This window comes from Marinobacter sp. (genome assembly GCF_965229985.1).
GTDB lineage: Bacteria > Pseudomonadota > Gammaproteobacteria > Pseudomonadales > Oleiphilaceae > Marinobacter.
In genome coordinates, this window is the sequence record NZ_OZ245935.1 from 1,020,611 (window position 1) to 1,037,598 (window position 16,988).

Here is a 16,988-nt window from a genome sequence, read left to right on the forward strand (position 1 = left end):
CAAACCTCATTAACCTTTGCTCTGCTGGAACAGCTGGTCCAGCTTCTGCTCGAAATCGTGGTAGTTCAGGAAATCGTAAAGCTCCATACGGGTCTGCATCAGGTCTACCACGTCTTTCTGGTCGCCCTTCTCCAGAATGTTCTGGTAAACAGTCAGGGCGGCCTTGTTCATGGCGCGGAAGGCGCTGAGAGGGTACAGAACCATGTCGGCGCCGGCTTCCGCCAGTTCCTTACGGTTGTACAGCGGGGTGGCTCCGAATTCAGTGATGTTGGCCAGGATCGGCACATCGAGGGCTTCAGAGAAGGCCTTGTAGTGCTCAAGTTCCGTAACCGCTTCGGCGAAGATGCCGTCGGCGCCGGCTTCGATGCAGGCCTTGGCGCGCTCGATGGCGGCTTCGAGTCCTTCTTTCTGGAACGCGTCGGTACGGGCCATGATGAAGAAGTCTTTGTCCTCACGGGCATCCACGGCGGCCTTGATGCGGTCGACCATTTCTTCCTGGGACACGATTTCCTTGTTCGGGCGATGACCACAGCGCTTCTGGGCAACCTGGTCCTCAATGTGGACAGCCGCAGCACCGGCACGTTCCATTTCGCGGATGGTGCGGGCGATGTTGAAGGCGCCACCCCAGCCGGTATCAATATCGACCAGCAGCGGTACGTCGGTAGCTGCGGTGATACGGCGAACGTCCTCGACCACGTCGTTCAAGGTGGTCATGCCCAGATCCGGCAGGCCGTAGGAGGCATTGGCGACGCCGCCACCGGACAGGTAGATGGCCTGGTGGCCCACTTTATCGGCCATCATGGCGGCATAGGCGTTGATGGTGCCGACAATCTGCAGGGGCTGGTTGTCTTTGAGCGCCTTGCGGAAGCGGGCGCCGGGGCTGAGTTTGTTGGACATGGTGTTGGCCTCTTTCATTAAATGGAGATTTCGCCTTCCTGGATCTTTTTCTCAATGTTCTGTCTTGCTGCGTTGATATGGCGTTTCATCAGAAATTCGGCGAGTTCGCCGTCGCGCTGGGCGATGGCCTCGACGATACGGCGGTGTTCACCGAGAGCACGCTGGGGGCGCCCGGTGGAGGTGCTGAGACGGTAGCGGTACATCCGTACCATGTAATAAAGATCACCCAACAGCATCTGGGCAAGTTTGGTGTTGCGGCTGCCGGTGGCGATTCTGTGGTGGAAGTCGTAATCCCCTTCGGCCTGGTAATAGGCCTGGCCCTGCGCTTCGTCGATCATGCGTTCGTGGGTGTCGAGGGTAGCCTGAAGATCGGCGATTTCCTGATCGGTCATTCGCTCGGCTGCCTGTCGGGCCGCCAACCCCTCCATGACTTCACGTATGCGGTAGAGCTCCATCAGCTCTGAGGCGCTTACTGAAACCACTTTAACGCCGGCATGGGGGCGGCGCACCAGAAGACCACGGGATTCAAGACGGCCTAGCGCTTCCCGGAGAGGGCCGCGAGTGAGGTTAAAACGGGAGCAAAGCTCCAGCTCGCCAATCTTTTCGCCGGGCGCCAGCTCGCCCTTCACGATTGCCGTTTGCAGACAATCAAAAGCTTCATCGGCGCGCGTATAGGTGGTAGACAGTAACTCAGTCATAGTTTGTCAACAAAACCGGGTTGATTTTGAGAAAAGCTACGCCTGAGTGGTCATATTGTCAACAATATTGACTAAATTCAGCTTCAAATTGTTTACAATAGCTGTAATCAATCAATAGATCTGGCGTTGGGCAACCGGGGGTGGTGTGTACTGGTATAGCCAGGTTTCCGTGAGTGGCTCGCCGCCCAGCCTGAGATACAGGCGAATATTGATAGGTTCAACGGAGTCGTCCGGCACCAGGTCAAACATGGCCCGGTAGCCGCCGATTGCAGACAATGGTCTGGCGGACGTGATTTCGACCTCTCCCCTGCTCACACTGATAACCGGCTCCACATCCGCATCCTTACCGAGCATCTCCAGCGCGCCGCCGGCGAAATCAACAGCAAAGCGCCATGAGAAGTAGGTCCGCTTTTGTCCTACCACTCCGCCCAGCCCGGTACGGGTTGCTGTCACCGTGGCCAACTCATAGGGCTGTAGCGGCGCTTGCTCCCCCCAGTGCAGGCGGTAGCTGTAGAGATACTCCTGGCCCGGCAACAGGGGTTTTTCCGGGTGCCAGAAAGCAACGATGTTATCGAAGGTTTCATCCACGGTGGGGATTTCCACCAGGTCAACGCTGCCCCGCCCCCATTCTCCGCGGGGCTCCACCCAGAGGCTGGGCCGACGATCGTAAAACACACCGTCATCCTGGTAGTGGTCGAAATTCCTGTCCCGCTGCAACAGGCCAAAGCCGATCGGGTTGTTATCCTGGAAACTGTTGAACCGGAGATTGGTGGGATTCACCAATGGCCGCCACAACCACTCGCCGCTTCCGTTGCGTATGGCCAGGCCGTCAGAATCGTGTATCTCCGGCCGCCAGTCGTAGCCCATGCGATCGTCGTTTTCACCCACCTGGTACATGCTGGTCAGCGGCGCAATGCCTGCCCGGGTGATTTCGGTTCTGGGATACAGCGCGACATCGACATCCATGACCATGTTGCGCCCCGGGTCGAGCACAAAGGCGTAAGCGCCGGTGGTGCTGGGCGAATTCAGCAGAGCCCATACCCGGAGGAGCTGGCTGCCCGGTGCCGGCTTCTCCAACCAGAATTCGGAAAACCGGGGAAACTCTTCTTCGCCGGCAGTGCCGGTATCAATGGCCAGCCCTCTGGCCGACAGGCCGTATTGCATCTCGGAGCCCACCGCCCGGAAATAGCTGGCGCCCAGGAAGGCGGCCAGGTCCAGGGCAAAGTTGTTGTGGTAATGAACCCGAAAGCCGGCGTAGCCGAGGTCTTCCGGCAGATCGCCCAGAGGCTGCTCTCCGCTGTACCGGAACAGATCCTGTCGATAGGCCAGCTCATTGGCCTGGCCATCGATTACTTCGTGGATTTTTACGGGTTGTTGGAAATACAGCCCAAGGTGGAAGAGCTGAATCTGGAAAGCGGTATCGTCGTCTTGCCAAAGCGCCTTATCTGCGCGGAAAGCAATGGCCTGGTAATCGTCCCAGGAAAGATTTTTCAGGGATTGGGGCAATTCACCTTCATGGGATACGTACGCCTCGGCCGCCAGCGCCCGGGCGCGGCCCTTGAGCCAGGCGTAGCTGAATGCACGGAGCCTGCTGCCAGATACCGGTTGAATTCCGGCTCCATTTACCAGGGGCGCTAGCGGCAGGAAACCGACGCCTAGGATTCCGGCCAACGCCTTGACCACTGACCGTCTATCCACCTTGGTGACCCTTTCCATTTTTCCTCCTGTCTCTAACTCCGGCATCCGGCTCCGTTAGCCAGATACTGGGTCTTGCCTGGATACCTGCTCGTGACTTCTGCGGGTGATGCATTGGCCCCAGTAGCCCCGTTCAGGTGCACGCCAGGCGCCTTTATGCAGGTCAGCCAGGGACTGGCTGTCTCTAGCCAGGCCACTCAGTTCTGCACGACTCATCACCGATGGTCCCTTCTCAAGGCAGCGGTCAACGGCGACCATAAGCTTTTCGCTCCTCGGTCCTCTGCGGTGATCTTTTGCCAGAGCCCTGTGTAACCGGTTCAGGCCGGGATTGAGAACGGCCTGTTCAAAGGGACTCCATACGGAATCGCAAACGGGCTCCGAACGAAAAGTGCGCGCATCATCCAGCAATGGCAATGGAGGCTCGCGTTCCTCCGGTATTCTCAGAAGGCCCCAGGCCTTTAGTACGCTGCCCGGCCCGATTCTGCTCAGATAAACTGCGGTTGGAGCCGCCACCAACAACGGAATGGCAACTGGCAATGACCAGAGGAAAAACAGTTTATCCAGGCTCAATGCAAACGCCGACCAGCACCCACCAACGAGCATTCCGGGAAACTGCGTAACCAGCGCCTGCCGCCAGGTTGTTTCCTCCGTGCGGTTCTGGCCAGACCAGGAAAGCGACAAATTGAGCAACGCTGCCACAACATAACGGCTGTGTGCCCACATTCTTACCGGTGCCAACAGGATCGAGATCACTATCTCCAGCAACACACTGGCAAATAGCCGAAGGAATCCTCCAAACTCCCGGGTGTAACGGTGGAGAACAGCATCAAGAATGGCCAGGAATTTGGGCAGGAACAGCAGTGCGAAGGTGCTTAACGCCAACACCAGGGCCCAGTCCGGCCGCCATTCCGGCCAGAGCGGAAACGGCCCTTGATGACCTTCAGGAAAGTACTCGATTGGAGCCAGCGTCATTCTCGCTGCCTCTAACGTGGTCAGAACAAGGAAGCCAAACCACAGTGGGGATGCGAGGTACGCCATTACCCCATTGAGAAATGCCATCCGGTGAGCAAAGCGCAGTCCCGGCTCACGAAACATCACCCAAAGATGCTGGAGGTTGCCCTTGGCCCAGCGGTTGTCTCGGGACAGTTCATCAGCAAGCGTGGGAGGAGATTCCTCAAAGCTGTTGCCAAATCCCGTCTCGAGCCAGACTTCGTATCCCGCCCTGCCCATGAAGGCTGCCTCGACAAAATCGTGGCTCATGATCGGGCCACCAAAAATGCCGAATCCGCCCAGTTTGGGCAAACCACAATGCTTCATGAATGGTTCGGTCCGGAGGATCGCGTTGTGTCCCCAGAAAGCGGCGTCGCCCATCTGAATCGCGGCCAGGCCCGTAGCAAACAACGTTGAATAGAACCGATTGGCAAATTGTTGAACACGGGCAAACAGTGATTTCCCGTTGATGATGGTCGGATTGGTTTGCAGAATACCGACACCGGGTTCCCGTTCCATCAGCTGCACCATGCGCACAACCGTATCGCCGCTGAGCAGACTGTCGGCATCAAGTACCACCATATACTTGCACCGCCGCCCCCAACGCCGGAGAAAGTCTGCAACATTTCCGCTCTTGTAATTGAGGTTCACCGGACGCCGACGATAGAACAGTCTACCCTCGGCGCCCAGCTCTCGGGCGAGCTCATGCCACCGCCGCTGCTCCTCCAGCCAGACATCGGGATCACGGCTGTCCGAGAGAATATAGAACTCGAAATGCTCAATCCTGCCTGTCCGTTCAATGTCCCTGTACACCGCTTTCAGGCCGCTCAGGGTCCACTCTACCGGCTCGTGGTATATCGGCAGCAAAATAGCCGTTTTTGCCAGTGGCGTAGCGGCAAGGGCTTCCGGATTATGGCGCCGCAACAGCCCGTGACGGTCGCCACCGGTGAGGCGTAGCACAAAACCGAATACCGCCGTCCAGAAACCGACTGCAATCCATGCATAAAGAATGGCAAACAGCGCTGTCATACCCAGTTCGAGCCAGGTCCCTCCATGGTATGGAAGCACCCAGAGCAGGTAGTAGCTGGCTACGGCTGTCTGCCCCAGCACAAACAGGATCAGCAGGCTACGGCGAGCGAATGCAATGTGTCGCCAGCGGTAGCCTTGAGACAAGGTGGCGCCGGGAACTTCAGCCATGAGCGGGGTACCCTATGCTTCCGCGCAACAGCGGCGGAGCTGGCGCGGGAATCGTTTCCTCCACAACGGGGAAGTAGTTGGGAAGGCGATCCATGGCCCGGGCGAGTAACTGCGCTTCGCTGAAATCATTGGTCTCACCCTCCCCGCCCGTCTCCGCAAGGGCATCATCCAGCATTTTCAGAAGCTTGCGGGACATGCTTCGGTTCATCGTTACGCCGGATTCCGTCAAGTAGGTGGATACCCGAGCGACTACTTGCTGTAGCGTCTGCGCTGTCATCGTTGCCTCCTTTCGTCTGCCGTCGTCACTCAGATTTCGCCCGCAATCCGGTAGCGGGTGGCAATGAGTAAGTCCATGTTTCGGTTAACGTCTCACTACCCAGGCTCAGGAATCCCCTCAATGACAGCGGCTCTTCTTCAGAGGGTTTTGCAAGAATCGAGAGCCTCCAGGCATCAGTGGCAGGGATGTACTCTACAAAATGCTCTATTATCTCGACGCCTTTGCCACCCGAGACCTGACTGACCACGGCATCCTCTGGCCCCAGGGCGCTCAGTTGTTTGCCCTGAAAGTCGACTATGAACCGATAGGCTCCAACCTCATTGCCTCCGCCAGTACGGTTTCCATCTCCCACGAATGTGTGGATCGCGCGGCCTGAAGGGTGGCGGGATACTGATGGCGATCCGACGGCCAGATCGTATTCGAATCGGCGGCCTTCCCCTTTCTTCACGTCCTGATCCGGTTTCCAGAAGGCCGCAATGTTGTCATTGGTTTCTGCACCGGAGGGAATCTCAACAAGCACAACAGAGCCCGGCCCCCAGTCTTTAACCGGCTGAACCCAGGCGCTGGGGCGCAGATCGTAGCGTGCTTCACTATCCTGGAACTGCTGAAACTGCTGATTCCGCTGCATCAAGCCGAACCCCTTCAACTGCCCTACCTCGTGGAAATTCAGCTGCAGTTGCGATGGGTTGATCAGTGGCCGCCATAGCCATTCTCCAGACTGGCCATCATGAACCAGGAGTCCATCTGAATCATGCACCTGGGGCCGCCATTCTCCCCGGGGACGAAGTGTGTTTTCACCGTAAAAGAACATGGAGGTGAGCGGCGCCAGGCCCAACTGCTGAATATCGTCCCTGAAGAAAAGTTCAGCGGTTACACGAATCCGCGTACTTTCCCCTGGCTGAATCACAAAACGGTATGCACCGGTCAAACTGGGCCCGTCGAGAAGCCCGTACACCACCATGGTGTCACTGTCTGCGGCGGGCCGCTCCAGCCAGAACTCCTTAAAAGACGGAAACTCCTCACCCGAGGGCAAGCCGGTATCAACCGCGATACCACGCCCGGAGAGGCCGAACTGCTGCCCCTTGCCAATAGCCCGTAAATAGCTGGCACCACCAAAAACCAGAAACTGGTTCTGTACGTTCTTGCCATCGAAGGGAAAGGTGAGCTTGAAACCGGCATAGCCGAGATCAGCCGGGATGCGCTTGGCAAGCTCCGGCGTCGGGTAGTCAAAATCGGCCTTGTCGTAAGCGACCGACTTCACCCCCTCGCTATCAATCACATGGAGCTTTACCGCGTGGGCGTAGAAACTTCCCTGAGGGATCATCATTACCTGGAATGGGGAGCGCCCTGAGCGCCAGAGACTTGCCTCAGGTTTAAAGCGGATGCCCTGGTACACAGGGTATTCCAGCGCCTGGAGGAAATCCGGTGCAGGTTGTGGTTGCTGATAGCTTTTCCTGGCCAGCTCATTAGCCTTGCCCACCACATCCTCAAAGCCGAAAGCATTCGCCAGTGATGGATGGCAGGCGAGGAAAAACATCATCAGACAAGTTGTTGGTAGTCCTGAACCTTTCATGCACAAAATCCCTTGCTTTCCGTTGCTTGAATGTAGCACCTGATGGGCGCATCGCCTCAAGTGACATCTTCGTAACGGCTTTGAAAGGATTTTGCCGATTTTCCGGCGCCAGATTCAGATCCCCAGGGACATGGAAAGAGATACATCCGGACCCGCGGGACGACGCATGGCTTCTCCTGAGAGATCCAGAATCTGCCCAACATTCATGCTGGCATAGAATCCCCTGCCCTGGAGGCGAAGCGAGACCTCTCCGGTGCTGGCGCCAAAACCCTGTCCGTCAGTTACCGATGTCGGCGCCCACCCTTTGAGAACCGACACCGAGACATAGGAATTAACCGAATTGAAAAAAGGCAGGGAATACCCCGGACTTCTGGCATTCATGCGAACCCACCCACCCTCGGATACATACATGGACTGGCCATTAAACCCCTGCGACATGGAAGGGCCGGCGACCAAAAGGTATTCCGAGGAAGCAAGATCTTCCGGTGCCAACTGATATCGTCCGTCCAGCCCAAGATCCCAGGCGTAAAACGAACGGCTCAGGGATGCGCCCAACGTGAGTTTATGGAAGCGGGTGCGCTCAGAGGTAACTGCCGATACGCTAGTGGATTCACGGTTTTCCAGTCCCCCCATTGCAGTGACAAGGGTGCCAGCCTGAAAACCGCCGACCATTTCCGTCTTGCCTGAACATCGCACACCAAAGCTGGACAGCTGATGAGATGTATCCGAAACCCACACCGACTCTTCGTATCGGCGACTTGTACCACTGGAATGGCTGAATAGGCCGTCCATTTCAAAAGCGTTCCATGACCACAATGCCCGACTTCCTGATAGATTCAGACCGCTGTATTCGTCACGAGCATCGACTTGCTGCCCTGCTTTGGTGGTCACACCCCCATTTTCTGAATCTTCGACGGCGAGTGCAAAGTCAACGCCCGCCACCGGGAACGAGTAATGGAAAGTGAGAGACTGGAAATCCCCATCACTCTGGCGTGAAACCGAATCCCTGAAATCAAGCGAGATATCGTGGCGGGACAAAATCATGTTGCTGCCGGCCACGCGAAGACGCCCGTCGGCAGAGTCATTGGTATGGTCCGTGGCCCCGGAAAATTTGAGAGTGGAGGCGAGGTAGCTGGTGACAGACCTGAGCAGGTCTTCCGGGTACAGATTCCAGCCTGCAGGATTCAGAGGCAACTTCTCAGCTATCGAAACGGCGCTGGCGGGCGCGCACCAAAGCAGTGCAACCAGACAATAAATTCGCAAAACAAACGCCTCGGCCGGTCAGGTTCAGGATTACCAACACTTTAAAAGAGGTATGCGGTTTGGGCTATGGTTTTTTGCTAAAACTTACAATTTTAATCTTCCTAAAAACAGAGTGTTAGGGCGCCCTGTGAAAGTTGTATCTTAACGTTTCCAACCAGCCCTCGTGGGACACACAGAGATACTCACAGTTACAAATGTGGATGCCCCCTGCATTTGTCTCAACAACTTGGGTAAACTCGGCACACTTTGTGAAAGAACAACCGTTCATAGGCCAACGCAGAGGCGTTGAGCAGCCCACAGGGCGCGAAAACGACTATTAAAGGACGAATGATATGATCAAAAAATGCCTGTTTCCCGTCGCCGGCTACGGCACCCGTTTTCTTCCGGCAACCAAGGCGATGCCCAAGGAAATCCTGCCGGTGGTGAACAAACCCCTGGTTCAGTATGGTGTTGAGGAAGCCGCGGAAGCCGGTATTCATGAGTTCGGCTTTGTAACCGGTCGGGGCAAGCGGGCTATCGAAGACCACTTCGACATCAGCTACGAGCTTGAGCACCAGATTGCCGGTTCGGGCAAGGAAGACCTGCTGACCTCCATCCGTGATCTGATCGACCACAACAGTTTTGCCTTTACCCGACAGAATGAAATGAAAGGCCTCGGCCACGCCATCCTGACCGGTCGCAACCTTGTGGGGGACAGTCCCTTTGCAGTCGTGCTGGCCGATGACTTCTGCATTGGCCCCGAGGGTGAAGACGGCGTACTGGCGCAGATGGTCAAGCTCTACAACCAGTTCCGCTGCTCCATTGTTGCCATTGAAGAAGTGCCTGCCGACGAAACCCACAAATACGGGGTGATTGCCGGTGAATCCATGAAAGATGGTCTCTACCGGATCACCGATATGGTGGAAAAGCCGGCCCCGGAAGATGCCCCGAGCAACCTTGCGATTATCGGGCGGTACATTCTTACCCCGGATATTTTCGACATTATCGAGCGGACGCCGGCGGGCAAAAACGGTGAGGTCCAGATTACCGATGCCCTTCTCGAACAGGCAAAGAACGGTTGCGTACTGGCTTACCAGTTCAAGGGGCGCCGGTTCGATTGCGGCAGCATTGATGGCTTTGTGGAAGCCACCAACTACGTCTACGAGAATATCTACAAGAAAGGCAAGTAACGGATCCGGGGCGGGTTCAGCTGCCCAGAATCTGAAGAATCATTCGCCGGTTTTCCGCGCTCGTCCTGCGGAACCGGCGAAGCAATTCCACCTCTTCTGCAGTCAGCTGCACCTTCTCAAGCGCTTCCTCCAGCTCAGCCAGCGACTCCAGCAGCTCATCACTCTTGTCCAGGGCAATACCGGGAAGCTCAAGTTGCCCGTGGTCCTCAGGCCTCTCTGGTTCCCAGTGCTGAATGGGTTGCGCATGTTGCATGGCCATTTACCTCGTCATCCAAATCGGGATACTTGCCCCAATAATGCCCTGCGAAGTGAATCAATCCGGAAATGTAACGTACATATAGCTTTGCACACAATCTGCCTATACTGAAGATGGCAACAACTGAACAGGCGATTTATGGCGGCAAGAACCCTGGATATCGACTCGGCATGGGAGCTGGTGCTTAGCGCAGTTAACCGCAGCAATGTGACACTGCCATTGCCGGGAACTGACAAAGAAGCAGTAAAACTTAATGGCCACGGCGCCTGGCACCTGATGCAGCCGGCCACGGGCGAGGCAAAGGATCTGCTCTCGGTGTTTCTTCCCCTGTGTCGGCCTGTACCAGAAGATGGCAACCCCAAAGTCATCGGCCAGCTGGGCCAGAGCCTCGATGGGCGGATCGCAACGGTGACCGGTCGCTCCCGTTTCATCAACGGAGATGACGGCATTACCCATCTTCATCGGATTCGTGCGGTGTCGGATGCCGTGATCGTGGGTGCCGGCACCGCCTCCACCGACAACCCCCGCCTCACCGTGCGTCGCACCAGCGGGCGTAATCCGGTACGTGTTGTCATCGACCGTCACCGCCGCGTACCAGACAGCCATCACCTGTTTACCGACGGTGAGGCCCCTACCCTGCGATTGGTGGCGGGCCACTATGACAAAAGCAAGAACCCTTCGATCGATTCCGGCGTTAGCGAGATCCCCTGCCTTGGAGATGCGAACGCCGAGGAGCCCGTGGATCCAAAGTTCATCCTTCAGGTTCTGGCGGATCTTGGTTTGAAAAAGGTGTTCGTGGAAGGGGGCGGCGTCACCGTCTCCTCGTTCCTCAATGCGGGCTTGCTGGACCGGCTTCACGTAATGGTCGCCCCCATGATCATCGGCAGCGGCAGGCCGGCCTTCTCCCTTCCGGAGATCGATTTTCTGGATGACGCCCTCCGGCCACGGGCGCAGCTGGTGAACCTCGGCAGCGATATGCTCTTCGACCTCGATTTTTCCCGCGACACGAGGCTGGATTAGCGGCTGGTGAACAAAAACCCCCCCCCGGGCAAACTCGAAACCAGCACCAACGCCCCATACCCTACGCTAAGCGCCACCCCCTGCTCTGCCGGCAGCCCAACCATAGGCCACAGCACGGCCGCAGCACCTTCCCGAATCCCCCAGCCAGCCACGGTCAATGGAATAACCATGCTAAGCAGCAAAATACTGCCCAACCCGGCAGTCACCACCACAGATTCCACGCCATCAAGATAACCGGCTCCCCAGGCCAGGCAGAGAAACACCCCAAGATAGCTCGCCAACACCAGTAGCGAAGAGCCAAGCTGGACTGGCAATACGGTGCGATTCAGCAGCGACAGATACAGATCATGCCGAAGACGCTGCAGGTAACTTGCGATTGCGGTTTTCACTGCCATCCAGGCGCCCAGAACAACGACAACAGCGACAATAACCAGCCATTGCCCACCGTCCCAGGGCCCGAAAGTGAGATGCCCGGAACTGACCAGCCAGCCAACGGAGAAAGCGACAACCAGACCCAGCACCAACTGGCCGGAGAGTCGCTCGATGGCCACCCCGTGAACCGCAGACAAACGTTCACCAGCGCCGCTGCCATGGCGCCAGGCCCTGTTTACGTCGCCGAGGACGCCGCCCGGCAGGACCTGATTCAGGAAAGTGGCCAGATAGTACTCCCGAACCGCAACAGGGTACGCCAGAGGTAGACCAAGCCGTTCCACGGTATAGCGCCAGCGCCAGGCAGAAAGTGCCACCTGGAAAACCGTAAGCGCCAATGCAGGCAACAGCACATAGAGAGAAACACGGGCAAGCTCTTCGAAGAGCGCGCTGGCATCCACAGCGCGGACAACAAATCCGATGATCAGAACTGTGAACAGCCAACGGGCCGCCAGTCGCAACTGTCTTTGGCGCAGTTCCGTCAAGGCAACTCCCCGGGTGGCAGCGCCAGCAGATCCAGATGCCGGACAACAACCGTCAGTTTGCCCTCGGACAACTGACGGTTCCGCGTGTCCAGCCATCGGTTCAGGCGATCACGGTCGGTGGGCGACTGTTCGATGGCGGCGTCGGTCCATCCCTGCATCAGCATCCCCACCAATGCCTGATCCCCACTACTCAGGGTCCAGGGGGATTCCGCCAGCTTGACCCGATACCCTTCCTGGGTGAGCAGGTCTCTAAGAACGATGGGGGCTTCAGGCCCGAGGGCCGCGCCGGTGCCCTTGTCGCCATGCTGGTGCTGGTTCACCAGATTCCGAAGCAGCTCATCATCCGGATGACCTGGGGACACTTCAAAATGTCCTGCATAGCTCAGCACAATGAGCATCGCTGATTTCCTGTGCGCCGCCGCGTGGCTGAGCGTTTTCAGCCAGGGCTCTGAAACAAGATCAATCAGTGCTGACGCCGTGATCAGGCTAACCTCGGCAGGCAGGTGTTGCTCCATGTTCTCTGGTGACAACTGTACGGTGGTCGTCTCAAAGGGCACGTCCAGTATGTCCACCCGCTGTCTGGCCTCACGCAGTAGCGCCGCATCCTGATCCAGAGCCAGCCAGGTTTGCGGTACCTGTAAAAAAGGCACGAGGAACAGCGCATTGGAACCACGCCCGGTGCCAATATCGACAATCTGCACGGGGCAATGAATTTCGGGCGGCAGGCTATCGTAATGGAGGAGCAGCCACTGATTTAACTCTTCAGTCAGCTCTCTGGAACGTGCCCGATGATCTGCCGCCTCCCGCGCTGCCAGCCAATCGCTCGCAAACTCGGAGTGCTGGTGCAAGCTGGAAGGCAAACCCTGAAAAAATCGGAACGCTTCGCCGACGTCGTTAGCGGTATCCGCCCATGAGCGGATACGCCTTGATTCTCTGGCAGCCAGTTTTCGGGAATGGTCGAGTTGGTCCGGATGCTCAAGCCAGTTCCTGATCCGGGCCTCAAGGGCCCTGACATCCCCGGCACAATACTGAACCACTCCCGGCCTCGCAGACGTGTTGGCAAGGGCACCACCATCGGAAGAGATGACCGGCAGCCCCTCGGCCAGCGCCTCGTCGATCACCATGCCATAGCCCTCATAGAGCGACGGCAGTACAAAGAAATCAGCCTGCCCATAGAGATCGGCAAGTTCGGTCTCGTCCACTTCACCGACCAGTTGAATCCTGTTTTCGAGGCCAGCTTCAGCAATGGCCCGACGCACCTGATGGCTGTATCCCGGATCACGAGTGTCAGACCCCGCCAGCGTGCAATGCCATGGGAGGGCCTTCATGTGTTCCAGCGCTTCCACCAGTTGATGTTGGGCCTTTCTTGGTGACAGATGGGCGACGCACAGAATGCGGGGGCCATCTTTTTCAGAAGACTCAATTCGGGCTTTCGGGTTATTGGCTCTGGCCACACCCGGCTCAGCTACGCGAATGGCCTCGGTCGGCACATCGTAATCCGCCAGACGGAAAGCCGTGTGTTGGCTGGTGGTAATAACTCCCTTCACGAACCCCAGCGCCCATTTTTCAGACTCAAAGAACCACTGCCTGTCGGCCTCGCTGATGCCCGTCTCGTCAGCAAGGGGGTGATGCACAAGGGCAAGAAGATTCAGGCGATGGGAATGCTTTTCGAGGATCTCCGGCAGGCCACCCATCGCCAGACCATCGAGTACTACACAAGTGCCATCGGGGAAGCTCGCAAGCCTCTCATCCATCGCATTGCGGGCGACCCTGTCCGGGCGCGGGAACTGCCCGGGCAAACCGCTTACCCGGGCCATACAACCATCCTCGCAAAGTGCCTCCACCAACTTGCGGACATACCGGTAACCGCCAGTGTTCTGCTGCGGATCGCCCGGCACCAGAAACTCGACGGATTCCGGCGCGTCAGATTCCGGCATGGTAGCTGGCCCAGGCAATATGGGATTCAGAGAGGGTGACTTTCAGGCTGACAATTCCTTTACCCGTCTCGCCCAAGCGGCCCCCGTGAATGGCCGCCGCCATCCGGTCGAACACCAGCTTGGCCATGAATTCAGTGGTGGTATTGCGGCCTCGCAGTTCCGGCAGCTCGTCCAGGTTCTGCATGTTGAACTCGGAGAGAATATTCTTGAGAAGCTCAGAGGCCAGGCCAATATCCACGACCAGGTCGTCCTTATCCAGCTGGTGACGTTCAAAGGTCACATCCACCACATAGGTGGCACCATGGACCTTCTGGGCAGGGCCAAAGATCTCTCCGTTGAAGCTGTGGGCAATCATCATATGGTCCCGGACCGTCAAGCCGAACATAGTCTCTCCTTAGCGGGTAGTTTGGATTATCAGTAAACAACTCGATGGCAGAGAGTGTCCCGGCCATCAATGAGAATTCGTGCCATGGATTTTGGCAGGTCATCGAACCGGCACTCGCCGGTAATCAGCGCATCCAGCGCATCGTCCTGGAGCAGTTCCAACGCCAGTGCCAGGCGTTTGCGATAGTCCCACCGCGGAACGCGGGAGGGCACAATCTGGCCCACCTGGCTGGATTTAAGGGTCATACGCCGCGGATGGAATGCGGCACCCAATGGTGCAGGTACCAGCTGATCCCCGTACCAGCTCATTTCAACAATGGTAGCCTCCTGGCCAGCCAGCCCAAGGGCCGTTTCCAGGCCCGATGGGTGGCCACTGGCATGGATTACCAGATCGTGATCGTCGGCCCCGGGTCCGCTGCTGAAAGTAAGCCCCAGCTGCTCGGCGACGGCCTGTCTCTCTGGATTCGTGTCGATCGCGGTGACACGGGTTCCCGGAATGCGACTGGCTAGCCAGGCGACTAGCAGGCCAACCACACCGAGACCAACCACCGCAATCCGGTCACCGACCGCTGGTGCGCCATCCCAGAGGCCGTTGACAGCGGTTTCCATATTGGCCGCCAGAATCGCCCGCTCGGCGGGCAGGTCTTTCGGCAAAGGCGTTACCGCCGATGCCGGCACCCGATAGCGATTCTGGTGCGGGTACAGGCAAAACACGGTCTGCCCCACCAGCTCAGCAGGCCCTTCAGTCACCTTGCCGACGTTGGCGTAGCCGTATTTCACCGGCCACGGAAAATCCCCTGCCTGGAAGGGGGCCCGCATTGCGATGTATTCACTTCTCGGGACCCGACCATGAAAAACCAGTGATTCGGTACCCCGGCTGATGCCTGAATAAAGGGACTGAACAGTGACCAGCTCTCCTTGCTCTTCAACCCCGGGATTCGCCAACGGCGTTTCCTGAATCTCGCCTTTTCCGGCGCCGGTTACCCACCAGGCCCGGGCCATTGTCTCGGTGTTGGGAGTGTCAGGGGCACGTTGCACTTCAGGATCGCGTTGTACTTCAGGATCGCGTTGCAATGGGAGCTCCTTTCTTGGCAGTGTTCTCAGCGGCTTTTGTCGTCGCCCTTCCCGGGCTGAACCTTCAGGTCTGAACGCGGTCAATGCTCGTAAGCACACTCAGACATATCAACTATAGTCAGTGTACAGCGCATCCGGGGTGTTTGATGCCTGCAAACCTATACGCTGGAGTTCAGTGATGGATTCTAACGGCAGTTCAGCTTCACAAAAGGTTCCCCTGCCGCTGGACCTCGCCTGGGGGTTTGGTCTTGTCGCCCTGCTATGCCTGGCCACAGGCTGGCTCACCGCTCCACCCGATCTTTTCTATTTGCTGGCAGCCGCACTTTATCTGGGCGTTTGTGGCCTGGTTATCCGGGCCTGGCCCGAAACCCGGGACTTCGGCTGGGCCAACCGGGCAACCCTTTTGAGGGGCTGCCTGGTGATTGTCCTGGTGGCCCTGGCCCCATTTTCCGGACACCTGACTGACAGCCTCTGGCTGTATGGCTGGATGGCATTGCTGGCGCTGATTCTGGATGGAGTGGACGGCAAGGTTGCCAGAGCGACAGGATCCGAGAGCGACTTCGGCGCCCGGTTCGACATGGAGCTGGATGCCCTATTCATCCTCGGGCTCAGTATCGCCGTTCTGACACTGGGCAAGGCGGGCATATGGGTGCTGGCCCTTGGCCTTATTCGCTACGCCTTTGTTGCTGCCAGCCACTTCGCCGATTGGCTGAATGGGCCACTGCCGGACAGCTTCAGACGTAAGACGGTTTGCGTATGGCAGATCGTTACCCTACTTGTGGCGGTACTGCCGCCAGTCAATACGCTGTTTGCCACCACCACCCTTGCAACCGCCCTTGCGCTGCTGGTGTGGTCGTTCTTCGTGGATATTCACTGGCTTTATAAGAGGAGACATCACCATGATGTTCGTTAACCGGAAAACCCTTACCCACTCTGCCATTGCCCTGCCTGCGGCCCTCGCATTGAGCCCTGCAGCCATGGCCGAGCCGCAAAACTTTGTCGTTGATGACGAGCACTTCTCGATGTTCTTCGAGATCATGCACATCGGGTATGCCCCGGTGATGGGCATGTTTCGGGAAGTCGAAGGCCAGTTCGTTTACGACGAGGAAGCCAGGGAACTCAAATCCGGCAAACTGGTGTTCCAGAGTGACAGCGTGTTTACCAACCACAAAAAGCGGGACGAACACGTTCGAAATGAAGACTTCCTCGACAGCGAAGAGCATCCGGAGATCACCTTCACCGTCACCGACTTTGAAACCACCGGCGAGAACACCGGCAAAGTAACAGGAGATCTGGAGCTGCTGGGCCAGACCCGGCCCGTGGTTCTGGATGTAACCCTGAACAAATCTGACGTTTACCCCTTCGGCCACGAGGAATACACGCTCGGGATTAGCGCTTCCGCCACGCTGAAACGCAGTGAATGGGGCATGACCTATGGCCTTGATGGTCAAATGGTCGGTGATGAAGTGAAACTGCACTTCGGGTTCGAAGCCATTCGGGAGTCCGGCTGGCTCTGATTACTGATTGAGTGTTCCGGGCAACTGGAATGTGACCCGGCGCACAATGCGGACACATTCTGTTACACAAACAGGCCGGTTTTTTGGGCTGCGGCGTAATTCCCGTTATGTTTAGACCTACAACAAC

At 57.5% G+C, this 16,988-nt stretch carries 16 protein-coding genes; 4 read left to right on the forward strand and 12 right to left on the reverse strand.

Annotated elements, in window-relative coordinates; genetic code table 11:
* Positions 1-9: 9 nt before the first annotated feature.
* The 7 genes from prpB to ACO06L_RS04620 form a co-directional block, all read right to left on the reverse strand.
* On the reverse strand, positions 10-897 hold the full coding sequence (gene prpB, locus ACO06L_RS04590) for a methylisocitrate lyase (RefSeq protein ID WP_202347530.1): 888 nt from the start codon (positions 895-897) through the stop codon (positions 10-12).
* A 17-nt stretch (positions 898-914) separates the two neighbouring features.
* Positions 915-1,595 carry a GntR family transcriptional regulator gene (locus tag ACO06L_RS04595; protein WP_202347529.1) on the reverse strand — a complete coding sequence of 227 codons (681 nt, stop codon included), beginning with the start codon at positions 1,593-1,595 and terminating at the stop codon, positions 915-917.
* Between the two features lie 111 nt (positions 1,596-1,706).
* Positions 1,707-3,293, reverse strand: a complete 1,587-nt coding sequence (locus ACO06L_RS04600; protein ID WP_202347547.1) for a glucan biosynthesis protein — start codon at positions 3,291-3,293, stop codon at positions 1,707-1,709.
* Between the two features lie 54 nt (positions 3,294-3,347).
* The gene (gene mdoH / locus ACO06L_RS04605) at positions 3,348-5,477 is read right to left on the reverse strand and encodes a glucans biosynthesis glucosyltransferase MdoH (RefSeq protein ID WP_202347528.1); all 2,130 of its coding nucleotides are present in this window, start codon (positions 5,475-5,477) and stop codon (positions 3,348-3,350) included.
* Entirely contained in the window at positions 5,470-5,754 is a 285-nt protein-coding gene (locus tag ACO06L_RS04610; RefSeq protein ID WP_202347527.1) for a hypothetical protein, read from the reverse strand. The genes mdoH and ACO06L_RS04610 overlap by 8 nt, the downstream gene beginning before the upstream one ends.
* A 25-nt stretch (positions 5,755-5,779) precedes the next feature.
* Positions 5,780-7,327, reverse strand: a complete 1,548-nt coding sequence (locus tag ACO06L_RS04615) for a glucan biosynthesis protein G (RefSeq protein ID WP_227715955.1) — start codon at positions 7,325-7,327, stop codon at positions 5,780-5,782.
* 114 nt (positions 7,328-7,441) lie between these two features.
* Positions 7,442-8,590 (reverse strand): ShlB/FhaC/HecB family hemolysin secretion/activation protein, encoded by a 1,149-nt coding sequence (locus ACO06L_RS04620; protein ID WP_202347526.1) that lies wholly within the window; start codon positions 8,588-8,590, stop codon positions 7,442-7,444.
* A gap of 332 nt (positions 8,591-8,922) precedes the next feature.
* On the opposite strand from ACO06L_RS04620, the gene galU reads away from it, so the two are divergent.
* Complete coding sequence (galU, locus tag ACO06L_RS04625; protein WP_136631891.1) at positions 8,923-9,759, forward strand: UTP--glucose-1-phosphate uridylyltransferase GalU; 837 nt, start codon at positions 8,923-8,925, stop codon at positions 9,757-9,759.
* A gap of 16 nt (positions 9,760-9,775) precedes the next feature.
* Here the strand turns inward: galU and ACO06L_RS04630 are convergent, their stop codons facing one another.
* Positions 9,776-10,018 (reverse strand): hypothetical protein, encoded by a 243-nt coding sequence (locus tag ACO06L_RS04630; RefSeq protein ID WP_064228336.1) that lies wholly within the window; start codon positions 10,016-10,018, stop codon positions 9,776-9,778.
* Positions 10,019-10,153: 135 nt separating this feature from the next.
* Between ACO06L_RS04630 and ACO06L_RS04635 the strand changes: the two genes are divergently transcribed.
* The gene (locus ACO06L_RS04635) at positions 10,154-11,035 is read left to right on the forward strand and encodes a RibD family protein (protein ID WP_202347525.1); all 882 of its coding nucleotides are present in this window, start codon (positions 10,154-10,156) and stop codon (positions 11,033-11,035) included.
* Here the strand turns inward: ACO06L_RS04635 and ACO06L_RS04640 are convergent.
* From ACO06L_RS04640 to ACO06L_RS04655, 4 genes are read right to left on the reverse strand one after another with little or no spacing between them, the layout of a single operon-like run.
* The gene (locus tag ACO06L_RS04640) at positions 11,032-11,949 is read right to left on the reverse strand and encodes a lysylphosphatidylglycerol synthase transmembrane domain-containing protein (RefSeq protein ID WP_202347524.1); all 918 of its coding nucleotides are present in this window, start codon (positions 11,947-11,949) and stop codon (positions 11,032-11,034) included. The two genes, ACO06L_RS04635 and ACO06L_RS04640, sit on opposite strands and share 4 nt — an antisense overlap.
* The gene (locus tag ACO06L_RS04645) at positions 11,946-13,886 is read right to left on the reverse strand and encodes a glycosyltransferase (RefSeq protein ID WP_202347523.1); all 1,941 of its coding nucleotides are present in this window, start codon (positions 13,884-13,886) and stop codon (positions 11,946-11,948) included. The genes ACO06L_RS04640 and ACO06L_RS04645 overlap by 4 nt, the downstream gene beginning before the upstream one ends.
* Positions 13,873-14,271, reverse strand: coding sequence for a 6-pyruvoyl trahydropterin synthase family protein (locus ACO06L_RS04650; protein ID WP_064228332.1), 399 nt, complete (start codon positions 14,269-14,271; stop codon positions 13,873-13,875). The genes ACO06L_RS04645 and ACO06L_RS04650 overlap by 14 nt, the downstream gene beginning before the upstream one ends.
* A 29-nt stretch (positions 14,272-14,300) precedes the next feature.
* The gene (locus ACO06L_RS04655) at positions 14,301-15,308 is read right to left on the reverse strand and encodes a zinc-dependent alcohol dehydrogenase (RefSeq protein ID WP_202347545.1); all 1,008 of its coding nucleotides are present in this window, start codon (positions 15,306-15,308) and stop codon (positions 14,301-14,303) included.
* 214 nt (positions 15,309-15,522) lie between these two features.
* On the opposite strand from ACO06L_RS04655, the gene ACO06L_RS04660 reads away from it, so the two are divergent.
* Positions 15,523-16,257, forward strand: coding sequence for a CDP-alcohol phosphatidyltransferase family protein (locus ACO06L_RS04660; RefSeq protein ID WP_064228331.1), 735 nt, complete (start codon positions 15,523-15,525; stop codon positions 16,255-16,257).
* Positions 16,244-16,861 carry a YceI family protein gene (locus ACO06L_RS04665; RefSeq protein WP_138103102.1) on the forward strand — a complete coding sequence of 206 codons (618 nt, stop codon included), beginning with the start codon at positions 16,244-16,246 and terminating at the stop codon, positions 16,859-16,861. Before ACO06L_RS04660 ends, ACO06L_RS04665 begins: the two co-directional genes overlap by 14 nt.
* The last annotated feature ends 127 nt before the right edge of the window (positions 16,862-16,988 follow it).

Bases quoted from the DNA above. Each gene is read 5' to 3' on its own strand.
- prpB (WP_202347530.1), bottom strand. From the start codon at position 897: ATGTCCAACAAACTCAGCCCCGGCGCCCGCTTCCGCAAGGCGCTCAAA.
- ACO06L_RS04595 (WP_202347529.1), bottom strand. From the start codon at position 1,595: ATGACTGAGTTACTGTCTACCACCTATACGCGCGCCGATGAAGCTTTT.
- mdoH (WP_202347528.1), bottom strand. From the start codon at position 5,477: ATGGCTGAAGTTCCCGGCGCCACCTTGTCTCAAGGCTACCGCTGGCGA.
- ACO06L_RS04610 (WP_202347527.1), bottom strand. From the start codon at position 5,754: ATGACAGCGCAGACGCTACAGCAAGTAGTCGCTCGGGTATCCACCTAC.
- ACO06L_RS04615 (WP_227715955.1), bottom strand. From the start codon at position 7,327: ATGAAAGGTTCAGGACTACCAACAACTTGTCTGATGATGTTTTTCCTC.
- galU (WP_136631891.1), top strand. From the start codon at position 8,923: ATGATCAAAAAATGCCTGTTTCCCGTCGCCGGCTACGGCACCCGTTTT.
- ACO06L_RS04630 (WP_064228336.1), bottom strand. From the start codon at position 10,018: ATGGCCATGCAACATGCGCAACCCATTCAGCACTGGGAACCAGAGAGG.
- ACO06L_RS04635 (WP_202347525.1), top strand. From the start codon at position 10,154: ATGGCGGCAAGAACCCTGGATATCGACTCGGCATGGGAGCTGGTGCTT.
- ACO06L_RS04645 (WP_202347523.1), bottom strand. From the start codon at position 13,886: ATGCCGGAATCTGACGCGCCGGAATCCGTCGAGTTTCTGGTGCCGGGC.
- ACO06L_RS04650 (WP_064228332.1), bottom strand. From the start codon at position 14,271: ATGTTCGGCTTGACGGTCCGGGACCATATGATGATTGCCCACAGCTTC.
- ACO06L_RS04660 (WP_064228331.1), top strand. From the start codon at position 15,523: ATGGATTCTAACGGCAGTTCAGCTTCACAAAAGGTTCCCCTGCCGCTG.
- ACO06L_RS04665 (WP_138103102.1), top strand. From the start codon at position 16,244: ATGATGTTCGTTAACCGGAAAACCCTTACCCACTCTGCCATTGCCCTG.